Source organism: Streptosporangium sp. NPDC049376 (assembly GCF_044466505.1).
In the GTDB taxonomy this organism is placed as follows: Bacteria; Actinomycetota; Actinomycetes; order Streptosporangiales; family Streptosporangiaceae; genus Streptosporangium.
In genome coordinates, this window is record NZ_JBITMT010000003.1 from 433,225 (window position 1) to 449,709 (window position 16,485).

Consider the following 16,485-nt stretch of genomic DNA (forward strand, 5'->3'; position numbering starts at 1 on the left):
AAGTCGGGGTCGGCAACGCCAGCTGATGCCAGTCTTTGGGAAGGGCTGTGTCGTATGCGCGTCGCCATAAGTGCTTGGCCGCTCGTCGCTGCTGCGTTTTGGCACGTCAAGTACTGCGCAGCGCCTCATTAGACAGGGCTCTGTAAAACTGCCAGCCAGGCTCTCTGGGCGCTCAGGCCCCGGCCTCCTGGGTTCATACCGATCCGGGCCGTCGGCTTCGCTTTTGGCCTGGCGGTGGACCATCGGCGCGGCCGTCGCTGTCTCCAGAGGGGTCGGTGCGCCAGGAGGCGGAGGAACCCAGAAGGGCGTTGACCCGAAGCATCGGGCGAAAGGTCAATGTCACCGTGCCGGTAGTGCGCCTCTGATCACGAACAACTACCGTTCGTATCTGTTCTAGCACCCTGTGTAACTCTGGTCTCTGGTTGGAGTTTCATGCCCCCACGGCGCACACTGCTGCTCACCACCGCAGCCCTGGCCCTCGCCCTGACCGGTGCCCCCGGCTCGGCATTGGCCGCATCGTCTCCCGCCCCCGCTCACCTCTCCTCCGCCGCGCAGCAGGTACTGCTGAGCCAGGCGGTGGCCGACCTACCGGAGGCGGTCGAGGACCGTACCGGCTACCAAAGATCGTCTTTCAAGCACTGGATCGACGCGGACGGCAACGGCTGCAACACCAGGGCCGAAGTCCTCCTGGCCGAAGCCATCACCCCGCCCACCGTCGAACCGGGCTGCCGCCTCGGTGGCGGAGTCTGGTACTCCTACTACGACAACCAGACCGTGGAGGGCTCCTCCGGCCTGGACGTGGACCACTTGGTCCCGTTGGCCGAGGCATGGGATAGCGGGGCCTCCACCTGGACCGCGCAGCAGCGGCAGGACTACGCCAACTTCCTGGACGACTCCTTCCACTTGGTCGCGGTGACCGCCCGGTCCAACAGATCGAAAGCCGACAAGGACCCGGCCGACTGGATGCCGCCTTACCCGGACGCGCGGTGCCGGTATGCCGCCGAGTGGACCGCGGTCAAGCGGCGGTGGAATCTGTCCGTCGACGAGCGGGAGAAGGCCGCCCTGACGGCGCTGGCCGTCGAGTGCCCCGACGCGACGCTGCCCGACTCGGCCGAGCCCCCAAGCCCGTAGCCGTCGGCCGTTCGTGACCGCCGGTGGCGAGCGCGCGCCTTCGACGTGATCCGCCACCCCGCACCCGGCACAGCGCCCCTCGTGAGCACCCGATCGCGGTCAACGACGTGATGCGGAAAACGATCGGCGGCCGATGCCTGCGAAGGCGGCACACCGCGCCATCTGCGAACACACCTCGAAATCGTCCGGACGCCGGAAACAGTGACCCGGCGGTCCGGGTGTCCGACCGTACCTCTCCCAACAGAGCGGAGTTCTTCGTGTTGTTGCCACACCGATCCCGGTCCGCACTCGCCGCGCTGGCCTACACCCTGACGGCGCTGCTGGCCGCCTCGGGCACCCAGGCCGTGACCACCACCTCGGCGCACGCCGCCGACGGCGCGTACCAGGCCGTCACGCAGACCGCCAACACGCAGTGCGTCCGGCCGGGGCAGCACAACTACCCCGTCGAGTACTACTGGAAGAACATCATCGGCTTCCGGCTCGGCAACGGGAACATCTCGGTCACCACCTCCCCGTCCCTGTGGGGCGGGCAGATCGCCCCGGGTAGCACCTTCACCCTCACCCTGCGCCACCAGACCGCCAAGTGGCCCTTCGTGGTGCGCTCCTACACCACCAGCTGGGACATCTCCTCCCTGCTGGCCAACGCCACCGTCGTCTCCCAGTCCGGGGTGGGCGTCATCAGCGGCAACACCCTGTCGATCACCTCGCCCGGCTCCAAGACCGACCCGGCGGCGAAGGTCATCACCTTCCGCGTCAAGCCGGGCACCGTCGGGCGGAGCATGACCATCCGGCCGACGGCGATCAGCAGCGTCATCGCCCTTCCCGGCCAGCTCGGCAACAACACCCAGGCCCCGCCGATCCGGATCGTCAACGGCAACTCCATCTCGCCCACCAACGCCGTCAACGACACCGCCACCACCGCCGAAGCCACCGCCGTCACCGTGCCCGTGCTGGCCAACGACACCGGGACCGCGCCGACGATCACCAGCGTGACCCAGCCCCGCCACGGCACCGCGACGATCTCCGGCAACACCGTCATCTACAAGCCCAACCCCGGTCTGGGCGGCACCGACACCTTCACCTACACCATCACCACCGCCTGCGGAACCAGCACCGCCACCGTCACCGTCAACGTCACCTGCGCCCGCGAGCCGATCAATCTTGTCAACGGCAGCTTCGAGACCCCGCGGATCACCGGCGGGTACCAGATCCTGCCCGACGCCTCGGCCAACCCGGCCATCGGCTGGCACACCACCGCCTCCGACCGCCAGGTGGAGCTGTGGAACTCCGGCTTCCAGGGCGTCCCGGCCGCTGACGGGCAGCAGTTCGCCGAGCTCAACGCCAACCAGGCCTCCACCCTCTACCAGGACGTGCCCACCGTTCCCGGCACCACGATGACCTGGTCGCTGTATCACCGGGGCCGGTCGGGAACCGACGTGATGCGGGTCCGCATCGGCACCCCGGCCGCGACCGTCCCGCAGACCCCGAACGGGGCCTCCTCGCCGGAGATCTCCGACGGCAACACCGCCTGGGGCCACTACACCGGCACCTACGTCGTGCCCGCCGGGCAGACCGTCACCCGTTTCGCCTTCGAGTCGGTCTCTGCCGCCGGCGGCAACGCGGCGATCGGCAACTTCCTGGACGGCGTGGTCTTCCAGACTCCGCCCTGCCGCCCCATGAACTGACACGCCCGCACGACCCGACCACCCCCGGGGCGAACCGCACACCAGCGGCAGGCCGCCCCGGGGGCTTTCCATGAACGGTCTTCACCGCCACCCGGCCGCGAAGACCCGGTGAAGGAGCTTTTCTGTGAAACCTCGTGTTGTCCTGCCGTTGCTGCTCACTGCCGCGTTGTCGCCGCTCTTGCCGTCCGCTCCGGCCCTCGCCCAGCCGCCGGCCGCCGTCCAGTCCGTCGTCCAGCTCGCCCGGCAGCAGGCGGTCCAGGCCGCCCTCGACGCGATCGTCGCCGCCGGGGCCCCCGGCGCCCTGGCCGAGACCTACGACGAGGACGGCCGCTGGAGCGGCACCGCGGGCACCGGCGATCTGCGCACCCACGCCTCCGTCCCGCGTGACGGGCGCTGGCGCATCGGCAGCGTCACCAAGACCTTCGTCGCCGCCCTGATCCTCAAGCTCGCCGACCAGAACAAGCTCGCCCTGGACGACCCCATCGACCGGCACTTGCCCGGCCTGCTGCCCCACGGTGACCGGGTCACCGTCCGGATGCTGCTCAACCACACCAGCGGTGTCGCCGACTACGCCGCCACCTTCGAGGAGACCCCGGCCGGGCTGCGCCGTCTGGCCGCCACCACCTACACCCCCCGTCAGCTGATCGGCATCGGCACCGGTCTGCCGCCCACCTCCGACCCGGGTGTCCGCTGGGCCTACTCCAACACCGGTTACGCCGCCCTCGGCCTGCTGATCGAGAAGATCACCGGCCGGAGCCTGTCCATCGCCCTCTTCACCCGCCTGCTCGCCCCGCAGGGCCTGCCCGCCACCACCCTGCCCACCACCGCCCGCACCATCGTCGGCCCCCACCCGCACGGCTACATGCGCGACGAGAACAACCGCCCCGAGGACATCACCGCCTTCAACCCCTCCAACGCCTGGGCCGCGGGCGCCCTCGTCTCCACCGCCTCCGACGTCAACCGCTTCTTCGACCGGCTGCTCCACGGCCGGGTCCTGTCCTCCGGTTCGCTCGCCCAGATGAAGCGGACCGTCCCGGTCGCCCCCGGCTTCGCCTACGGCCTGGGCCTGATGAGACTCACCCTCACCTGCGGTACCACCGTCTGGGGGCACAAGGGACACATCCCCGGCTACGCGACCTACAGCTTCCACAGTGACCGCCGCGGCATCACCGTCGCCGCCACCGCCCTTCCCTCCTCGAACGACGCCGCCGTCGACCAGGCCATGAACCAGGCCCTGAACGCCGAATTCTGCGGCTGACGGACAAGCCCGCCTCGGTGGTGGCGGCGTGCAATGTCCGTTTCGGGGGCGGCCATGAGGCGCCTGTTCCCAATGTGTTCCCTGCGGCGGAGCGCGGAGGAGAGGTCGCAGCTCAGGGGTGGTTTGCGTCGGGTCTGTAAAACCGTCGGCTCAGCCTACGCAGGTTCAAGTCCTGCACCTGCCACCAGCAGCGAAAAGAGCCCCTGACCAGCAGAGATGCCGGTCAAGGGCTCTTTCGTCATGTCCGGCTGTCCCCGGTCGTCAACGGCGTTCTACGGGCGTCCGCGTCGTATGCGCGTCGGCGTCAGTCGGCGGCATGAGACGCCCTCAGCGCCGCGCTGATGAGCTTCCGGGCGGTCGCATCCTGACCCACGATGCACTTGGCGTAGACCCGCAAAAGCACGTTCACACTGTGCCCCGCCCACTCGGCGACCTGGGTTGCGGGCACCCCGGCGTTGAGCCATGTGGACACGCAGGCGTGTCGCAGATCGTACGGCCGCTCGGCGAGCGGTGAGGCGGCCTCTGCCTCACCCAGCGCAGCCGTACGAGCCTTCTGCCAGACGCGCCCGTAGACGCTCTCGGACAGCGGGCCGCCTCGCTCGCCGACGAACAGATGACCATCCGGGCTCACGCCGTGCTTGGCGATGTGGCTTCGGAGGACGGCGACCAGGGGCGGCGGGATCGGCACCGGCCGTACGGCCTTGCGCGCCCGGTGTTTAAGTTCCCGTGATTCCCGGCGCTGGCCGTTTCCTGTCCAGTCGGCTCCCACAGCCGGGGCGGAATCGCCCAGCAGGAACCACCCCCATTCATCGCCGTTCCCAGGGGCCGGGAGGTCGATCTCGTCGAGGGTGAGGCCCACGGCTTCCGCGGGGCGCAAGGCCGCGTAGTACATGGCAGCGAAGAACGCGGTCAGCTGATCCATGGTCTTCCCGACCGCGGTCAACAGCGCTTCGGCCTGCTGCGGATTGACCACGCGGCGGGGAGAGATCTCCTCGGCGATCTTCGGTCTCTTCCACTTCACGTTGATCAGCGGGTTGTTGCTTAGCAGCTTCGCGGGGCTCACCGCGTAATCCAGCACGTTGTAGAAGACCGCGCGCTTACGGGCAATGGTGGTTCCCGAGGCGGTCTTTCCTGTCAGGGTCCGGGAAATGCCTTTCAGCGTTCCCAGGATCACGGCCTCATCGGCCAAGGCGGCCACGGGAACCGTGTTCTTCTCCAGCCACGCGACGGCGCGGGCGATGTCCTTTGGCATCTCCCCGGCGGTACGGCGCGGCTTGTGTGCAGCCCACTTGGACACAGCCCGGCGAATGTCCGGCTTGGACGGTTTCCCAGCCCCGGAAGCGACCAGGGAAAGCGTGGCGGTGGCCAGAGCATCAGCGATGGAACGGCGAGTGTTCGGGGCCGCGTCGTCCCAGCGGTGGTCAACGTACTCACACATCAGCGCCCACCAGGTCACCGACTGGCCACGCTGTCCGGCGTACTCGGCGGGTCGCCCCGTAGCCAGGTCGAACGCCTTGCCCTGCCGAATCGCGGTGAGCAGCTCGGCACGGAAGCTCTCGGCGAGCGCTCGCGTGGTGAACGTTTCTCGCCATGACTTCTCGGCGGTGACCCATCGGGCGGTGTAGGTGTTCCCACCCTTATTCCTGTTCGTGAGAACGCGCCATACGCGCACGTCGTAGGTGGTGTTCATCAAGCGGCGCTCTCCAGGGCTTCGAGCCAGTTCTCATAATCGGACAGGTAGATGCGCAGGTCCCCGTTGGGAAGCTTGGTGCACTTGGGGGCGCGGCCCTTGGTGCGCCAGTCGTAGAAGGTGGACCGACTGATACCGAGGTCTTCGCAGATGTAGTCAACGGTGATCTTTTTGGCGCTGGCCCTGGGCATAGGGCGTGTCCTTCCGGTTCCGTGGTCGGTGGCGGGTGTGGTCGAGGGGCTGGGCATCGCGAGGAGTGGGAAGCTGTGTGGCTGTTGTGGGGAGGGCTGAAACATCTCCGCATCTCCGCATCTCCGCAAAGGCGCCTCTGAGCTGCGGGAATGCTTGCGGAGATAGAAAGTTCCGGAGTGCGTCCATCTCCGCAAACGATCTCCATCTCCGCAGCCGGTGCGGAGCTGCGGAGATGGAACTCCGAGGCCGGTCTCTATCTCCGCAAGCGTTTGTGCAGGTAGATGGGCTGTCTGCGGAGTTGCGGAGATGCGGAGATGTTTCAGCGCTTTTCAGTCCGCAGTGGGTGCGGAGCCGGGGTCAGGTGTGGTGCTCGACCCAGAAGACGTTGCGGTCGCCGCGGTCGCTCTTGCCCGAGCGGATCACGTACTCGCCGCGCCACCGGCCGATCTGGCCGGTCAGCAGCCGTCCCAGGGACAGGGCGTTGGGCAGCCGCCCGGAGGAGGTGGTGATGAACTGGCCGTCCCACCGGTCGACCTCTTCGAAGCCGACCCGGTCCGGCTCGCCGCTTTTCCGGAGGTCGGCGGCGGTCATGGGCTGCTGGCCGTGCTGGCGGTGCCAGCAGGACAGGAACGCCCTCCAGCGGCTCTCGTCCTCGTCGATGTCGCGCACGTCGGCGGCGTTGGTCAGGAACCCTTCAATGCCGTGGTGGGCGAGGAATCCGCCCAGGGCTTGGGTCCAGGGGGTGAACTGGCGCATGGCCATTCCGGCGGATCGGGGGGCGCCCTGGCCGGTCCAGTCGAGGACCAGGATGAGCAGGTGCCACAGGACGGTCATCTGGTTGCCCGGCACGGTAATCCACTGGTCGAGGTGAGGGATGCCGAACGTGCTCTGGTCGCGCTGGTCGGGGCGGGGCATGTTCGGGTCGAGGTGCACCCGCACCGTACGGGAGGCCATGTCGCCGCCGACCTGGAGGTTGTTGCCGGTGGCCATCCACAACCGGTCGTTGACGACGGCGACGTTGCGGGAGGCGCCCAGCTGCCGGTCCGACCACACTCCGGCGGTCACCAGCAGGGCCAGGGTTGCGGAGTCGATGACGGTGCCTTCGGGGAGGTTGTCCCAGATGACCACGCCGACCTGCTCGGCCAGCACCGCGGTGATGCTCTTGCGGAGTTCTTCCTCGGCGTCGACCCAGGGCATGATGCGCTGGCCGTAGAGCATGCCGGGGCCGCCGGTCAGGATGGATTTGCCGGAGGCGGGCATGGTGGCGTCGATCATCGCGAACGGGGTCAGCGACCGGGTGAAGTGCCGCAGGATTGGCGTGGCCAGCAGGGCCAGGTAGTTGGCGCGGTCAGCCGGGCTCGCCCAGGGGAAGTCCCGCAGGAACCGGTTCAGCAGGAACGACCTGGCCTCGCGCACCTGCTGGGCGGTGGGCCGGTCGGGGACCGGCGGCAACGCGACCTTGGAGGCCAGGTACAGGCCGGTCGCCGGGTCGTAGCCGGGCTTCTGCAGGAGGGTGCCGTCGCGGCGGAGGATCGGGGCGCCGATCACGCCGCGCAGCGGCGGCAGGTGAGGCCAGGTCTTGCCCGCCAGGACCGAGGCCAGGATCTCCCGGGGTGGGGTGACCTCCTCCTCGACCAGCTCGCTCCCGCCGGAGGCGTCCTTGCGGGAGCGCATCCGGTAGACGTAGGCGTGCTCGGCGAGCAGCCCGGCCAGGGTGGCGGGGGTGATCGGGCTGGCGGTGGTCGGCAGCGGCGAATCCTCGTCAGCCGCTGGGGAGGCGTGGCCGCCGGAGATGGTCTCCATGTGCACCAGGGCGCCGCCGGAGACGTAGGTGTCGGGCAGTAGTCCATCGGCCAGGCGTCGTTTGAGGACCCGGATGGTTTCTGGGCCGGACCCGACCTGCACCTGGGGCGTGTCCTGCTCGGGCTGCTTGGGCGTGGTAGGGGTGGTGCTGGTCATGCGGGAACGCTCCGGGGTCGTCGAGCCCCGGCGCGGAAACCGGAGGCGATGGTACGGCGGGCCTCACCCTCAGATAGGCCCGTACGGATGGCGGCGTCGGTCAGCAACTGGGTGACCTCGCCCTCGGGCAGGGCGCCTCCGGCGACGAGTTGCCCGAGGGCGACGGCGGCGCCGTAGAGGGTGGCGTTGCGGTTGGTGTGGGCGGTGGTCGAGGCCAGGGCGGTCAGGCTGGCGCGGATGGCCGCCGTCAGGTACGCGCCCCGGCGCCCGGAGCGCAGTTCGACCACGACGGGCCGCTGGGGCGGGAGGGGGGCGGGGCGTAGTCGTTCGGTCAGCCAGCCGGGCAGCGGGGCCGGGTCGGCGGTGTGGAGGGGTTCGTACCATCCGGAGCCGTCGGGAAGGTTCACGTAGCTGCCGGGGCCGACGACGTATCCGCCCTCTGCGCGGGTGTCGATTCGCCAGCCCAGGCCGTTGCCCGCCTCGCCGGAGGTGTTGGTCAGGGTGAGGTCGGGTGGGGCGGTGAAGTACAGGTGGGTTCCGCCCTTCCTGGTGCGGACGGAGAAGGTCTCCCACGGCACCGGCTGCCCGGCCTGTTCGCACAGGAGCGCGAACACGTCGGCGCCATCGGCCACCCCGGGCCGCTGCCACTGGGCGGGGACGGGTTCGCCGGGCTTGGGCAGGTCGAGGTCGATCACGACCAGCTTGGAGGGGCCGCAGGAGATGCCGATGTTGAACGGTCGGCGCGCCCAGATCCGGCTGATCACCTCGGGGTTGGTGGTGGCGTGCCGCTTCCACCGGAACCCGGGCAGCGGTGTCTTGTCGCCGATGGCGACGGGGAAGACCGCCCAGCCGCGGGCGGCGGCGGCCAGTGCGTAGCGCAGCTGGTCAGAAGGCGGGAGCGTCACGGGTCTCCTGTCAGGTCAGTGGACATTGAGCAGTCGGGCGCCGGGGCGGGCGCGTTCGCCGATGCCGGTGCAGTTGGGGCATCGGCCGTTGGAGCGGTAGATCAGGGCGCTTCGGCGGTAGCCGGTGCCGCGGCAGGGGCGACAGGTGGCATACGGGCGTCGGGTCAGCAGTCGCCGGTAGCCGAGGAGGGCGGCGGCCAGCAGCGGCACGAGCAGGAGGAGGAACGTGGTCAGGTGGAAGACGGTGACGGCGGCAAGGGCGAGCAGGGCCGGTAAGGCGGCTTTGGGCATGCGAACCACGACCTTCGACGGCGGTGACGGAAGAGAAGAGATGGGTGATCAAACCCGGCTTGCGGTCACGCTGAGTGATTCAGGTGGAGAGGGGGTTCCGGGGCCGGTGGGGTGGGGGTGTGTGGGGTGTGTGGCCCACACAGGGGATGAGGGGAAGGGGGGTCAGGGCCTTCCGGGCGGGAAATCCAGGGGGTTCGTTGCCCCCGCACACCCCCCACACACCCCCTTGTTTTGCCTGGTCAGGCGGGTGTGTGGGCCACACGTGTGGGGGTGTGTGGGCCACACGTGTGGCCCACACACCTACGCGGCTGGCCAGGAAGCGACCTCGGCGGGCACCTCGATCTGGCCGCAGCGGATACGCTCCGCAGCCGTCTCCAGGTGTCCACGCTCGTACCCGCGACCCCGTTGACCGCCTCTCAGGAAGGGGGTGGCCAACGGGGAGACTCCCAGCGGGCGCAGCAGGTCGGCCAGCGCTTGGGCGTCCGGCCGAGGGCCGTCGCTGCTGTCGGAGACGATCCCCAGCGCTTCGGCAAGTTCCGCGCTGTGCAGTCGGTCGGTGCGCAGCTGTGAGAAGACGAGGAGGGAGCGCCGGACAATTTCCGGGATTGGCGCCACGTCCTCCGGCGCGGTCGGAGTTCCGTTGCCGTCGCCGGGGCCGATGGGGTGGATCTGTTCGGCGCGCAGGGGGCGGCGTGGGTCGGGCCAGTTGGCGGCGTCCGCCATCGAGGCGGGGGCCGGGCGGCGTTGGATCAGGGTCAGGGGGTCGGCCCAGGTGCTGGCGTCGGCCCCGCCGGGCAACATGGTCAGGTGACGCCCGGCCGGGCGCTCGACGGCGTTGCCGGGCGGGACGGCGGGCAGGTTCAGGGTCTCCTCCTCGTCGTGGTCGTCGGTGTGGTGGGCGCGGTCGGTGAACGTCCGGCGCATCCGGCCGTAGCGGGCGGCGTAGGCCGGTCCGGCGGCCTGAGCGGATGCGGCATCCAGGTCGGGGCGGATGCTGGCTACGGCCAGGGCTGCCTCCTCGATCTGCTGAGGAAGGATGTTGTAGGCCCGGAACGGTCGCGGGGTCGAGCCGTCCAGGGACAGGAAGCCGGTCCCTTTGCCCGCGAGTTGTTCCATGCTGAGCTTGCCGCCGGTCGTCCAGCCGAACATGTGACTGAGTTCTTCCTGGTCAGGCCCATACATCTGGATGCGGACGCCGGACTGCTTGCGCATGTTGACCGGCACCAGGTCGCCGGTCGGTCGCAGGGCGGAGAGGACGATGTTGACGGCCTCGTTGCGGCCGATGTTCTGCAGTTCCTCGACCAGCTTGCACAGGTCCCGGTCGCCGACGGCCTGGGCGCCTTCGTCGATGATGATCGTGATCTGGGGCAGGTCGGCACTGACGGGCAGCAGGTTGGTGTTGTGCTGCCGCTTGAGCTTGCGGTAACTGGCCTTGCGGTGCTTGGCGATCGCGATCCCGGCGGCGAGCATGACCTTGCCTTCGGCCAGGTTCGGGGCGGCCCAGTCGATCGGGCAGCGGCGCACCCGGCCGTCGAGCCAGACGTCCACCCAGGGCTGGGTCAGGCCGCCCCCGTTGAGGTCGAGGTGCCAGACGAGGTTGTCGCGGCAGCGCCCCAGTGCGACCGAGATGTCCTGCAGCAGGGTGGTCTTACCCGAACCGCGTTTGCCGGAGATCAGCCCGGCCTCCTCGCGCACCTCGGCCCCGGCCGGGTCGCTGTTGGGGTACTCGCCCAACACGATCGGGTCGAGGATCGAGCGGGGGCTGTAGTCGGCCGGGTAGCCGACCGTCTGAGCCAGCCGGTTGACGGTGGAGACGCGCAGCACCACCCGGGACCGCCCTTGGCCTTCCACTCCGAGGACTTCGACGCTGCATCCTTCGGGCAGGTCAGCGGAGGTGGCCAGGGATTCGGCGCGGTTGGCCAGGTCATTCCTGGTGGCGCCGCTGGGCGGCAGGGTCAGGAACACGTCGTATCCGGCGCCGTTGGGCCAGGTGGCGACGTCGGTCACGGTGACCGCCACCCGGCAGATCCGTTGAATCCGCCCCTCCCACTCGATGCCCAGCCGGGCCGTGGAGCGCAGCACCAGCGCCGAAGAGGGGCGGCCGGAGGCCGGTCGGGGGGCCGCCCGGCCGATGGAGGCGGTCATCCCGGCGACCAGGGCGCCGACGCCGAGCGAGGCCCATGCCTCTTGGGTCCATGGGGTGGTGGCCAGGGTGTAGGTCCACCAGGACCCGGCCCCGATCCAGCAGCCCAGCCGGTACAACAGGGTGGCCGGGCCGTGGTTGTGGTGGGCACTGACCAGGACCGTGCCCAGCGCCCCGGCAGCGGTGGCCACCCCACCCCACAGCGGCGACAGCCCGACCGCGTGGCCGACGGTCGCGGCGGCGGCCAGGGCCAGCGTGCCCTGCACGGTCGCCGAGATGGCGCCGCGCGGTTGAAGGGACCAATCGACAGCGGGTTTCTTGGCCGTGGTCGTGCCCACCAGCGTTCTCCTTTCTCGATGCGGTCAGGGGCGGCGCGCCGCGGCTACATGCGGCCGACGTCCCACTTCGGCTCGCCGGTGCGGGGGGCATCCCCGCGGGCCAGGTCGGCGGCGTGGACGGTGCGGAAGACGGTGACGACCTGCTCAGCGAGGGGAACGAGCTGGGCCATCGCGGCGTACAGGTCGTGCAGCGCCTCCCCCACAGGCGCCTCAATCGGGTACTCACCCGACTGCAGCCGCATGGTGTACGTCCGCAGGGCCAGGGCGACGTTGGCGGGGATCTCGGGAAGCTGCTCGATCTCCCGGGCGACCGTCCACATGTCGTCCGGGGCGTAGCCAGAGGCGGCGCCGTTCAGCTCGGCGGTCGCAGCGGCCAGGGGGTTGTTGCTCACGGTTCTCCTCCTGAAGGCGGTCGGTGCGGTGGTTGGTGCGGTGGTCGGGGCTGGACCCGTGGGGGCGCCGGTCGGGGTCGAGGTGGTCGGGGTTGGGGTGGCCTGGTTGGGGTGGCGGGTGAAGCGGATGCGGTAGCCGCACGGGCACTCGACGGTGTGCGTGTCACCGACCCGTGCGACGGTGATCGTGTGCGTCGCTTGGCAGCGGGGACAGGTGACGGTCGCGGTGATGGGCAGTTCGCCCTCACCGCCGTGCACCACGCCGGGGCTCTCGGCGTCGGTCGTGGTGTCGTCGGCGGGGGTGTCGGCCGTCGGGCCGGGGGTGGGGTCGTCGGCGGGAGTCTCGGTGGGTTCGGTGGTGTCGGCGGTGCGGGCGGCTTTGCGGGCCTTGTAGCGGCCGACGATCCAGGCCAGCAGAGCCATCACGCTCGCGGTCAGCGGAGCGGCCCGGCCGCCCAGCACCGCGGCGCCCCGGCGGCGGGCGGCACGAAACCCCTTGGCCTCGCGGATGGCTTTCCAGGCCGCCGAGTAGCGGCGTCCGCTACGGCGGTCCACCCACGCCCCGGCCTTCTTGGCATGGCGTGCAGCTGCCCGGCCACCCGCGCGGGCCAGACGCCCCGCGTGGCCGAACGCCTTGCCCGCCTTGCCCTTGGTGGCCTTGTTCGCCCAGGCCGCGGCCTTGCGGGTCTGCTGGATGGCACCGCCCCCGACCTTGCGGGCACGGTGGCCGAAGGCCCGCCCGGCCGTCCGGGTAGCGGCGCCGGCCTTTTGCGCGGCGCCCCGCCCGGCCGGGGCCTTCGGGGTCTTGCCTGCCTTCGTCCGGCCACTGCCGGAGCCGCCCGAACCTCGACCCGAACCGCCCAGCAGACCGCCCCGGCCGCCCTTGCCGAACAGGGAACGACCAGCGCCACGTCCTCCGGAGGACCCGCCGAACAAGCCCCCGCCCCGGCCGCCGGAACGGCCCGACGAACGGCCACCTGGCGAGTGGCCACCGCTGAACAACGCGCTGGCCACCCCGCCCCGGGTCCGGCGTCCAGAGGAACCGCTGTGGGACGACGACCGTGACGGGCCAGGCTGGTGACCGCCCCGGCGGGTGTTCTTGTGGTAGCGGTGGCGCAGGTAGGCCACGGTGCCGCCCCCGGCCAGCACCGCACCGCCCACCAGACCGGGCAGGCCCAGCATCTGGTAGATGGCGCCCAGCGCCACCGCGCCACCGGACAGCCCGCCCGTGGCCAGATGTGCAGCAGGGATGCCCTCGGGGCGCTCCCTGGCTGGGGCAGGTTCGGGGGCGGACGGCTCAGCCGGGGCCGGGGTGGGGGGTTCGGTCGGCTCGACGGGGTCGGCGTCAGCGGGAGCTGGGCCGGTCGGGGTGGCGGTCTCGGTGTCGCTCATCAGCTCACCTCCAGATCGAACAGGGAGGTCTGGTCCGCGCACAGGCCGCACGGTTCCCACGGCGACCGGCCGTGGGTGCGCGGGGTGCGGCACTGCTGGTCGGCCGGAACGCGCGGCAGGGACAGGACGTGCTGGTTCAGGTCCATCAGGGCCATGCGGCGGGCGGCCTGCTCCTCACCGGTCGCCCCGCAGAGGCACACGAACCGGTAGATGGTGCTGACCTGACCGGCGGTGCGGGTGATCGTCGGCCGGTGCCGGACCGGCGCGGGCGCGGTGGTGGCCATCACGCGCCCCCGACCAGTGTGTCGCGGACGGCGCGGGCGACGTCTGTGCCGCACCGCAGCGCCCGGCGGATCGCGGCGGCGCTGGGGAACGGCGGCAGGTGCCCGGCGTCGATCAGCCGTCGCGTCTCGGCCAGCTCGGGAGCGAAGTCGGCCTTACCGTCTCCCTTACCGGGGTTACCGGAATCGTCCTCGGCCGGGCCTTCCGGAGGGGTGTTTTCCCTGTACGTAAGGCCAGTAAGGGCGCCGGTAAGGGCCTCTGAAAGGCCGGGGGCGGGCAGGGTCGCCAGGACCGACCACAGGGTCGGCAGCAACCAGATCGCGGTCACCGCGCCGAGCGGCCCCAGCGCGTGCACGAGCAGCGGCAGCAGGTCGAACCCGGACCACTGGAGCGCGGGCCAGCAGTTGAGCACAAGCGTCAGCCCGAGCAGCAGGGCTTCGGCTTTGAACAGCTTGCGGCCGTGCGGGCTGCTGCGATCGACCGGCTTGCCGCGCATCGCGGCGTAGGCCTGAACGGCGACGGCGGCCAGCAGGGGCAGACTCAGGACCGGTTCGACGCCGAAGGCCGCCCACCAACCTGCCGTCCCGGCGTCGAGGGCGAGCCCCTTGGCGACGCTGGCCTGCACGCCGATGGAGGAGATGCCCAGGGCGATGGTCGCGGCCGACATCGCCATGACCGTGCTGATGCGCCGCATGCGGGCATCGGTCCAGGCCAGGGTTGTGGGGTCCTGGCTTAGCGCGTACAGCCGCGCAGCTTCGGCCACCCTCGCGCGGCGCTTACGCACCCGGGCGGTATCGACCAGCAGCGGCGCATTGTCGGCCTGCAGCTCGACCAGGCGACGGGACTCGGCGACCCGGGCGCGCAGCTCACGAACCCGCCGGGTCTCACCGTCCTCCTCAGCCGGGGCCATCGGGGGAACCGGGTCGTCGGCCGGGGCCGGGTCGCGGAGGGCGGCGGCCCCGGCGGCGTAACGCTCGATCTCGGCCAGCCCCTGGGCGATCTCTTCCGGGGACGGTTCCGGGGAGGGGGTGGGGATGGTGTTCATGCCGTCACCCCCGGCCGGGGCAGGGCGTTGGGCTCAGCGGAGAAGAACAGGACGTTCGCGCCGTGTCCCTTGCCCGGCATCTGGTCCAGCGCCCAGGACAGCAGGCCCTCCCGGGTCGAGCGGCGGCCCACGTCGAGCGTCCTCATGAGGGTCCACTGCTCGAACCCTCCGCTGTGCATCGGCTGGGAGATGGTCAGGATGATCAGGAACGGCACGGTCGTGGGGGCTTCGGGCTGGTGGCTCATCGGTGTACCTCCGGCGCGAGAACGGGGCAGGTGTCGCGGTGGCCGGTCCACATCCGGTAGAGGGCGGACACGGCGGCGATGTCGGGCAGGTCCTTGGGGCGGAGCGCGGCGCGCTTCCAGGCCAGGACGTCGCCCAGGCGCATGAAGGGCAGGCCGTCGATGATGTCGGCGGTGGCGATCAGGCGGTCACTCGACCATCCGGGCGTCCACCGGTCGAAGATCTCGATGTCGGCGTGCGGGTGGTGAATCACCTGGCCGTGCCCGGAAGGGGCCGGGCGGGGGGTGCCGAGTGTGGTGGCGATGGTCCAGGCCGGGCCGATGGCCAGCACGTCGAGGTCATTGATGTGGGTGCGCAGGCCGCGCACATACAGCGCGGCCGATCCGCAGATCACATACGAGCCGTGGGGCAGACGCAGACCGGTCAGGGCGGCGAACAGCCCGGCCGGGTCGGTCAGCAGGGGCAGGAACATCTCAACCCCCCGAACGGGCCAGGCCGCGGCAGGTACGGCACTGATGCAGGCGGCGGGCGCCGTGTGTGTGGCAGCGCTGGATCTGCGGGCCGGTGGTGTGGCACCGCGTGCACCCGGTCAGCGCGCTGTGGCGGCGCGAGCAGGCCGAACACTGGAAGCGGGCCATGTTCACCCCTCCTCATGGTCGCTGGCCGGGGCGGAGGTGGTGGGGGTGGGCTTGCCGGTGACCTGCTGGGCGGCCCAGTCGGGGATGGGGCCGAAGGTGGTGGCCAGGGCGGTGCCCATCGCGGTCCACAGCGCCCACGCCTCGTCGGCGTTCAGGCCGAGCCGGGCGTTACCGACGCACAGGTACACCGCGTACGAGCCGCCGGTGCGCACCGTGACGCGGGTCGTGCCGGACTTGTTCCACGGCGCCGGGGCCAGGACGGAGAAGTAGCGCTGTTCCATGTCAGGCCACCCGCTGCTTGAACTCGGCCGCCTGGTCGACCTGCTCGGGCGTACGGCCCGCCCAGATCCCGGAGGAGGGATGAACCTCGGCGGCGTACAGGCCGCACAGCAGAAGCGCGGGGCAGGTGGCGCAGACCTCGCGGGCGATCTCCTCGCGAGTGGCCTGCTCGCCGGGCGCCTCGGCGCCCTGCTCGGAGCCGGGACCGGTGTGCATCTCGGGGTCGTAGGCGCACTCGGGGACCGGCGGCTCGCCCTCGATGCGCCAAGCGGCGGCGAGCTGCTCATCCGTCATCCGGGACGGGTGCAGGGGCAGCGCGAGTCGGGCACCGTAGGCGTCGGCGTAGACACGGGCGACGGCGCCCAGGTCGGCGCCGCTGCGGTTGGTCACGTCGGTGGTGCACACCGTGCCGAACCGGCCATCGGTGCGCTCGACCACGGCCAGACGCGCGTTCGCGGGCAGGGACGGGTCCCGCAGACGAAGTCCGTCGGTGATGGGCTCAACCCCCACCATGTGGTTCGAGTCGGTGGTGTGCAGGCGAACGAGATTTGCCATGATGGCGAGAACTCCTGACTACTGAAGAGTGGAAAGGGAGACCGGGGCGGCGTGGGTCTTGGCGGAT

At 70.6% G+C, this 16,485-nt stretch carries 16 protein-coding genes; 3 read left to right on the top strand and 13 right to left on the bottom strand.

The window, feature by feature from the left end:
* The first annotated feature begins 432 nt into the window (after positions 1-432).
* The 3 genes from ACIBVQ_RS11845 to ACIBVQ_RS11855 all read left to right on the top strand — a co-directional run bounded on the left by ACIBVQ_RS11845 (position 433) and on the right by ACIBVQ_RS11855 (position 4,074).
* Entirely contained in the window at positions 433-1,131 is a 699-nt protein-coding gene (locus tag ACIBVQ_RS11845) for an HNH endonuclease family protein (protein ID WP_399177169.1), read from the top strand.
* Between the two features lie 257 nt (positions 1,132-1,388).
* A complete protein-coding gene (locus ACIBVQ_RS11850) occupies positions 1,389-2,816 on the top strand; it encodes an Ig-like domain-containing protein (RefSeq protein WP_399177171.1) in 1,428 nt (475 codons plus the stop codon).
* A 124-nt stretch (positions 2,817-2,940) separates the two neighbouring features.
* The gene (locus ACIBVQ_RS11855) at positions 2,941-4,074 is read left to right on the top strand and encodes a serine hydrolase domain-containing protein (protein WP_399177173.1); all 1,134 of its coding nucleotides are present in this window, start codon (positions 2,941-2,943) and stop codon (positions 4,072-4,074) included.
* A 304-nt stretch (positions 4,075-4,378) separates the two neighbouring features.
* Here the strand turns inward: ACIBVQ_RS11855 and ACIBVQ_RS11860 are convergent, their stop codons facing one another.
* From ACIBVQ_RS11860 to ACIBVQ_RS11920, 13 genes are all read right to left on the bottom strand, one after another.
* Entirely contained in the window at positions 4,379-5,764 is a 1,386-nt protein-coding gene (locus ACIBVQ_RS11860; RefSeq protein WP_399177176.1) for a tyrosine-type recombinase/integrase, read from the bottom strand.
* The gene (locus ACIBVQ_RS11865) at positions 5,764-6,012 is read right to left on the bottom strand and encodes a helix-turn-helix transcriptional regulator (protein WP_399177177.1); all 249 of its coding nucleotides are present in this window, start codon (positions 6,010-6,012) and stop codon (positions 5,764-5,766) included. The genes ACIBVQ_RS11860 and ACIBVQ_RS11865 overlap by 1 nt, the downstream gene beginning before the upstream one ends.
* Positions 6,013-6,313: 301 nt before the next feature.
* Positions 6,314-7,915 (bottom strand): hypothetical protein, encoded by a 1,602-nt coding sequence (locus ACIBVQ_RS11870; RefSeq protein WP_399177179.1) that lies wholly within the window; start codon positions 7,913-7,915, stop codon positions 6,314-6,316.
* Positions 7,912-8,820 (bottom strand): bifunctional DNA primase/polymerase, encoded by a 909-nt coding sequence (locus ACIBVQ_RS11875; protein WP_399177181.1) that lies wholly within the window; start codon positions 8,818-8,820, stop codon positions 7,912-7,914. The genes ACIBVQ_RS11870 and ACIBVQ_RS11875 overlap by 4 nt, the downstream gene beginning before the upstream one ends.
* A 15-nt stretch (positions 8,821-8,835) precedes the next feature.
* Complete coding sequence (locus tag ACIBVQ_RS11880; protein ID WP_399177183.1) at positions 8,836-9,111, bottom strand: hypothetical protein; 276 nt, start codon at positions 9,109-9,111, stop codon at positions 8,836-8,838.
* Positions 9,112-9,411: 300 nt separating this feature from the next.
* Positions 9,412-11,592 (bottom strand): hypothetical protein, encoded by a 2,181-nt coding sequence (locus ACIBVQ_RS11885; protein WP_399177185.1) that lies wholly within the window; start codon positions 11,590-11,592, stop codon positions 9,412-9,414.
* Between the two features lie 44 nt (positions 11,593-11,636).
* Entirely contained in the window at positions 11,637-13,376 is a 1,740-nt protein-coding gene (locus ACIBVQ_RS11890; protein ID WP_399177187.1) for a hypothetical protein, read from the bottom strand.
* Positions 13,376-13,660, bottom strand: coding sequence for a hypothetical protein (locus tag ACIBVQ_RS11895; RefSeq protein WP_399177189.1), 285 nt, complete (start codon positions 13,658-13,660; stop codon positions 13,376-13,378). Before ACIBVQ_RS11895 ends, ACIBVQ_RS11890 begins: the two co-directional genes overlap by 1 nt.
* Positions 13,660-14,703 carry a hypothetical protein gene (locus tag ACIBVQ_RS11900; protein WP_399177190.1) on the bottom strand — a complete coding sequence of 348 codons (1,044 nt, stop codon included), beginning with the start codon at positions 14,701-14,703 and terminating at the stop codon, positions 13,660-13,662. The genes ACIBVQ_RS11895 and ACIBVQ_RS11900 overlap by 1 nt, the downstream gene beginning before the upstream one ends.
* Complete coding sequence (locus tag ACIBVQ_RS11905) at positions 14,700-14,948, bottom strand: hypothetical protein (RefSeq protein WP_399177192.1); 249 nt, start codon at positions 14,946-14,948, stop codon at positions 14,700-14,702. Before ACIBVQ_RS11905 ends, ACIBVQ_RS11900 begins: the two co-directional genes overlap by 4 nt.
* Positions 14,945-15,418: a hypothetical protein gene (locus ACIBVQ_RS11910; protein WP_399177194.1), complete on the bottom strand. Its 474-nt coding sequence runs from the start codon at positions 15,416-15,418 to the stop codon at positions 14,945-14,947. The genes ACIBVQ_RS11905 and ACIBVQ_RS11910 overlap by 4 nt, the downstream gene beginning before the upstream one ends.
* A gap of 168 nt (positions 15,419-15,586) precedes the next feature.
* Complete coding sequence (locus ACIBVQ_RS11915; RefSeq protein WP_399177196.1) at positions 15,587-15,865, bottom strand: hypothetical protein; 279 nt, start codon at positions 15,863-15,865, stop codon at positions 15,587-15,589.
* A gap of 1 nt (position 15,866) precedes the next feature.
* The gene (locus ACIBVQ_RS11920; protein WP_399177198.1) at positions 15,867-16,418 is read right to left on the bottom strand and encodes a WhiB family transcriptional regulator; all 552 of its coding nucleotides are present in this window, start codon (positions 16,416-16,418) and stop codon (positions 15,867-15,869) included.
* Positions 16,419-16,485 lie beyond the last annotated feature (67 nt).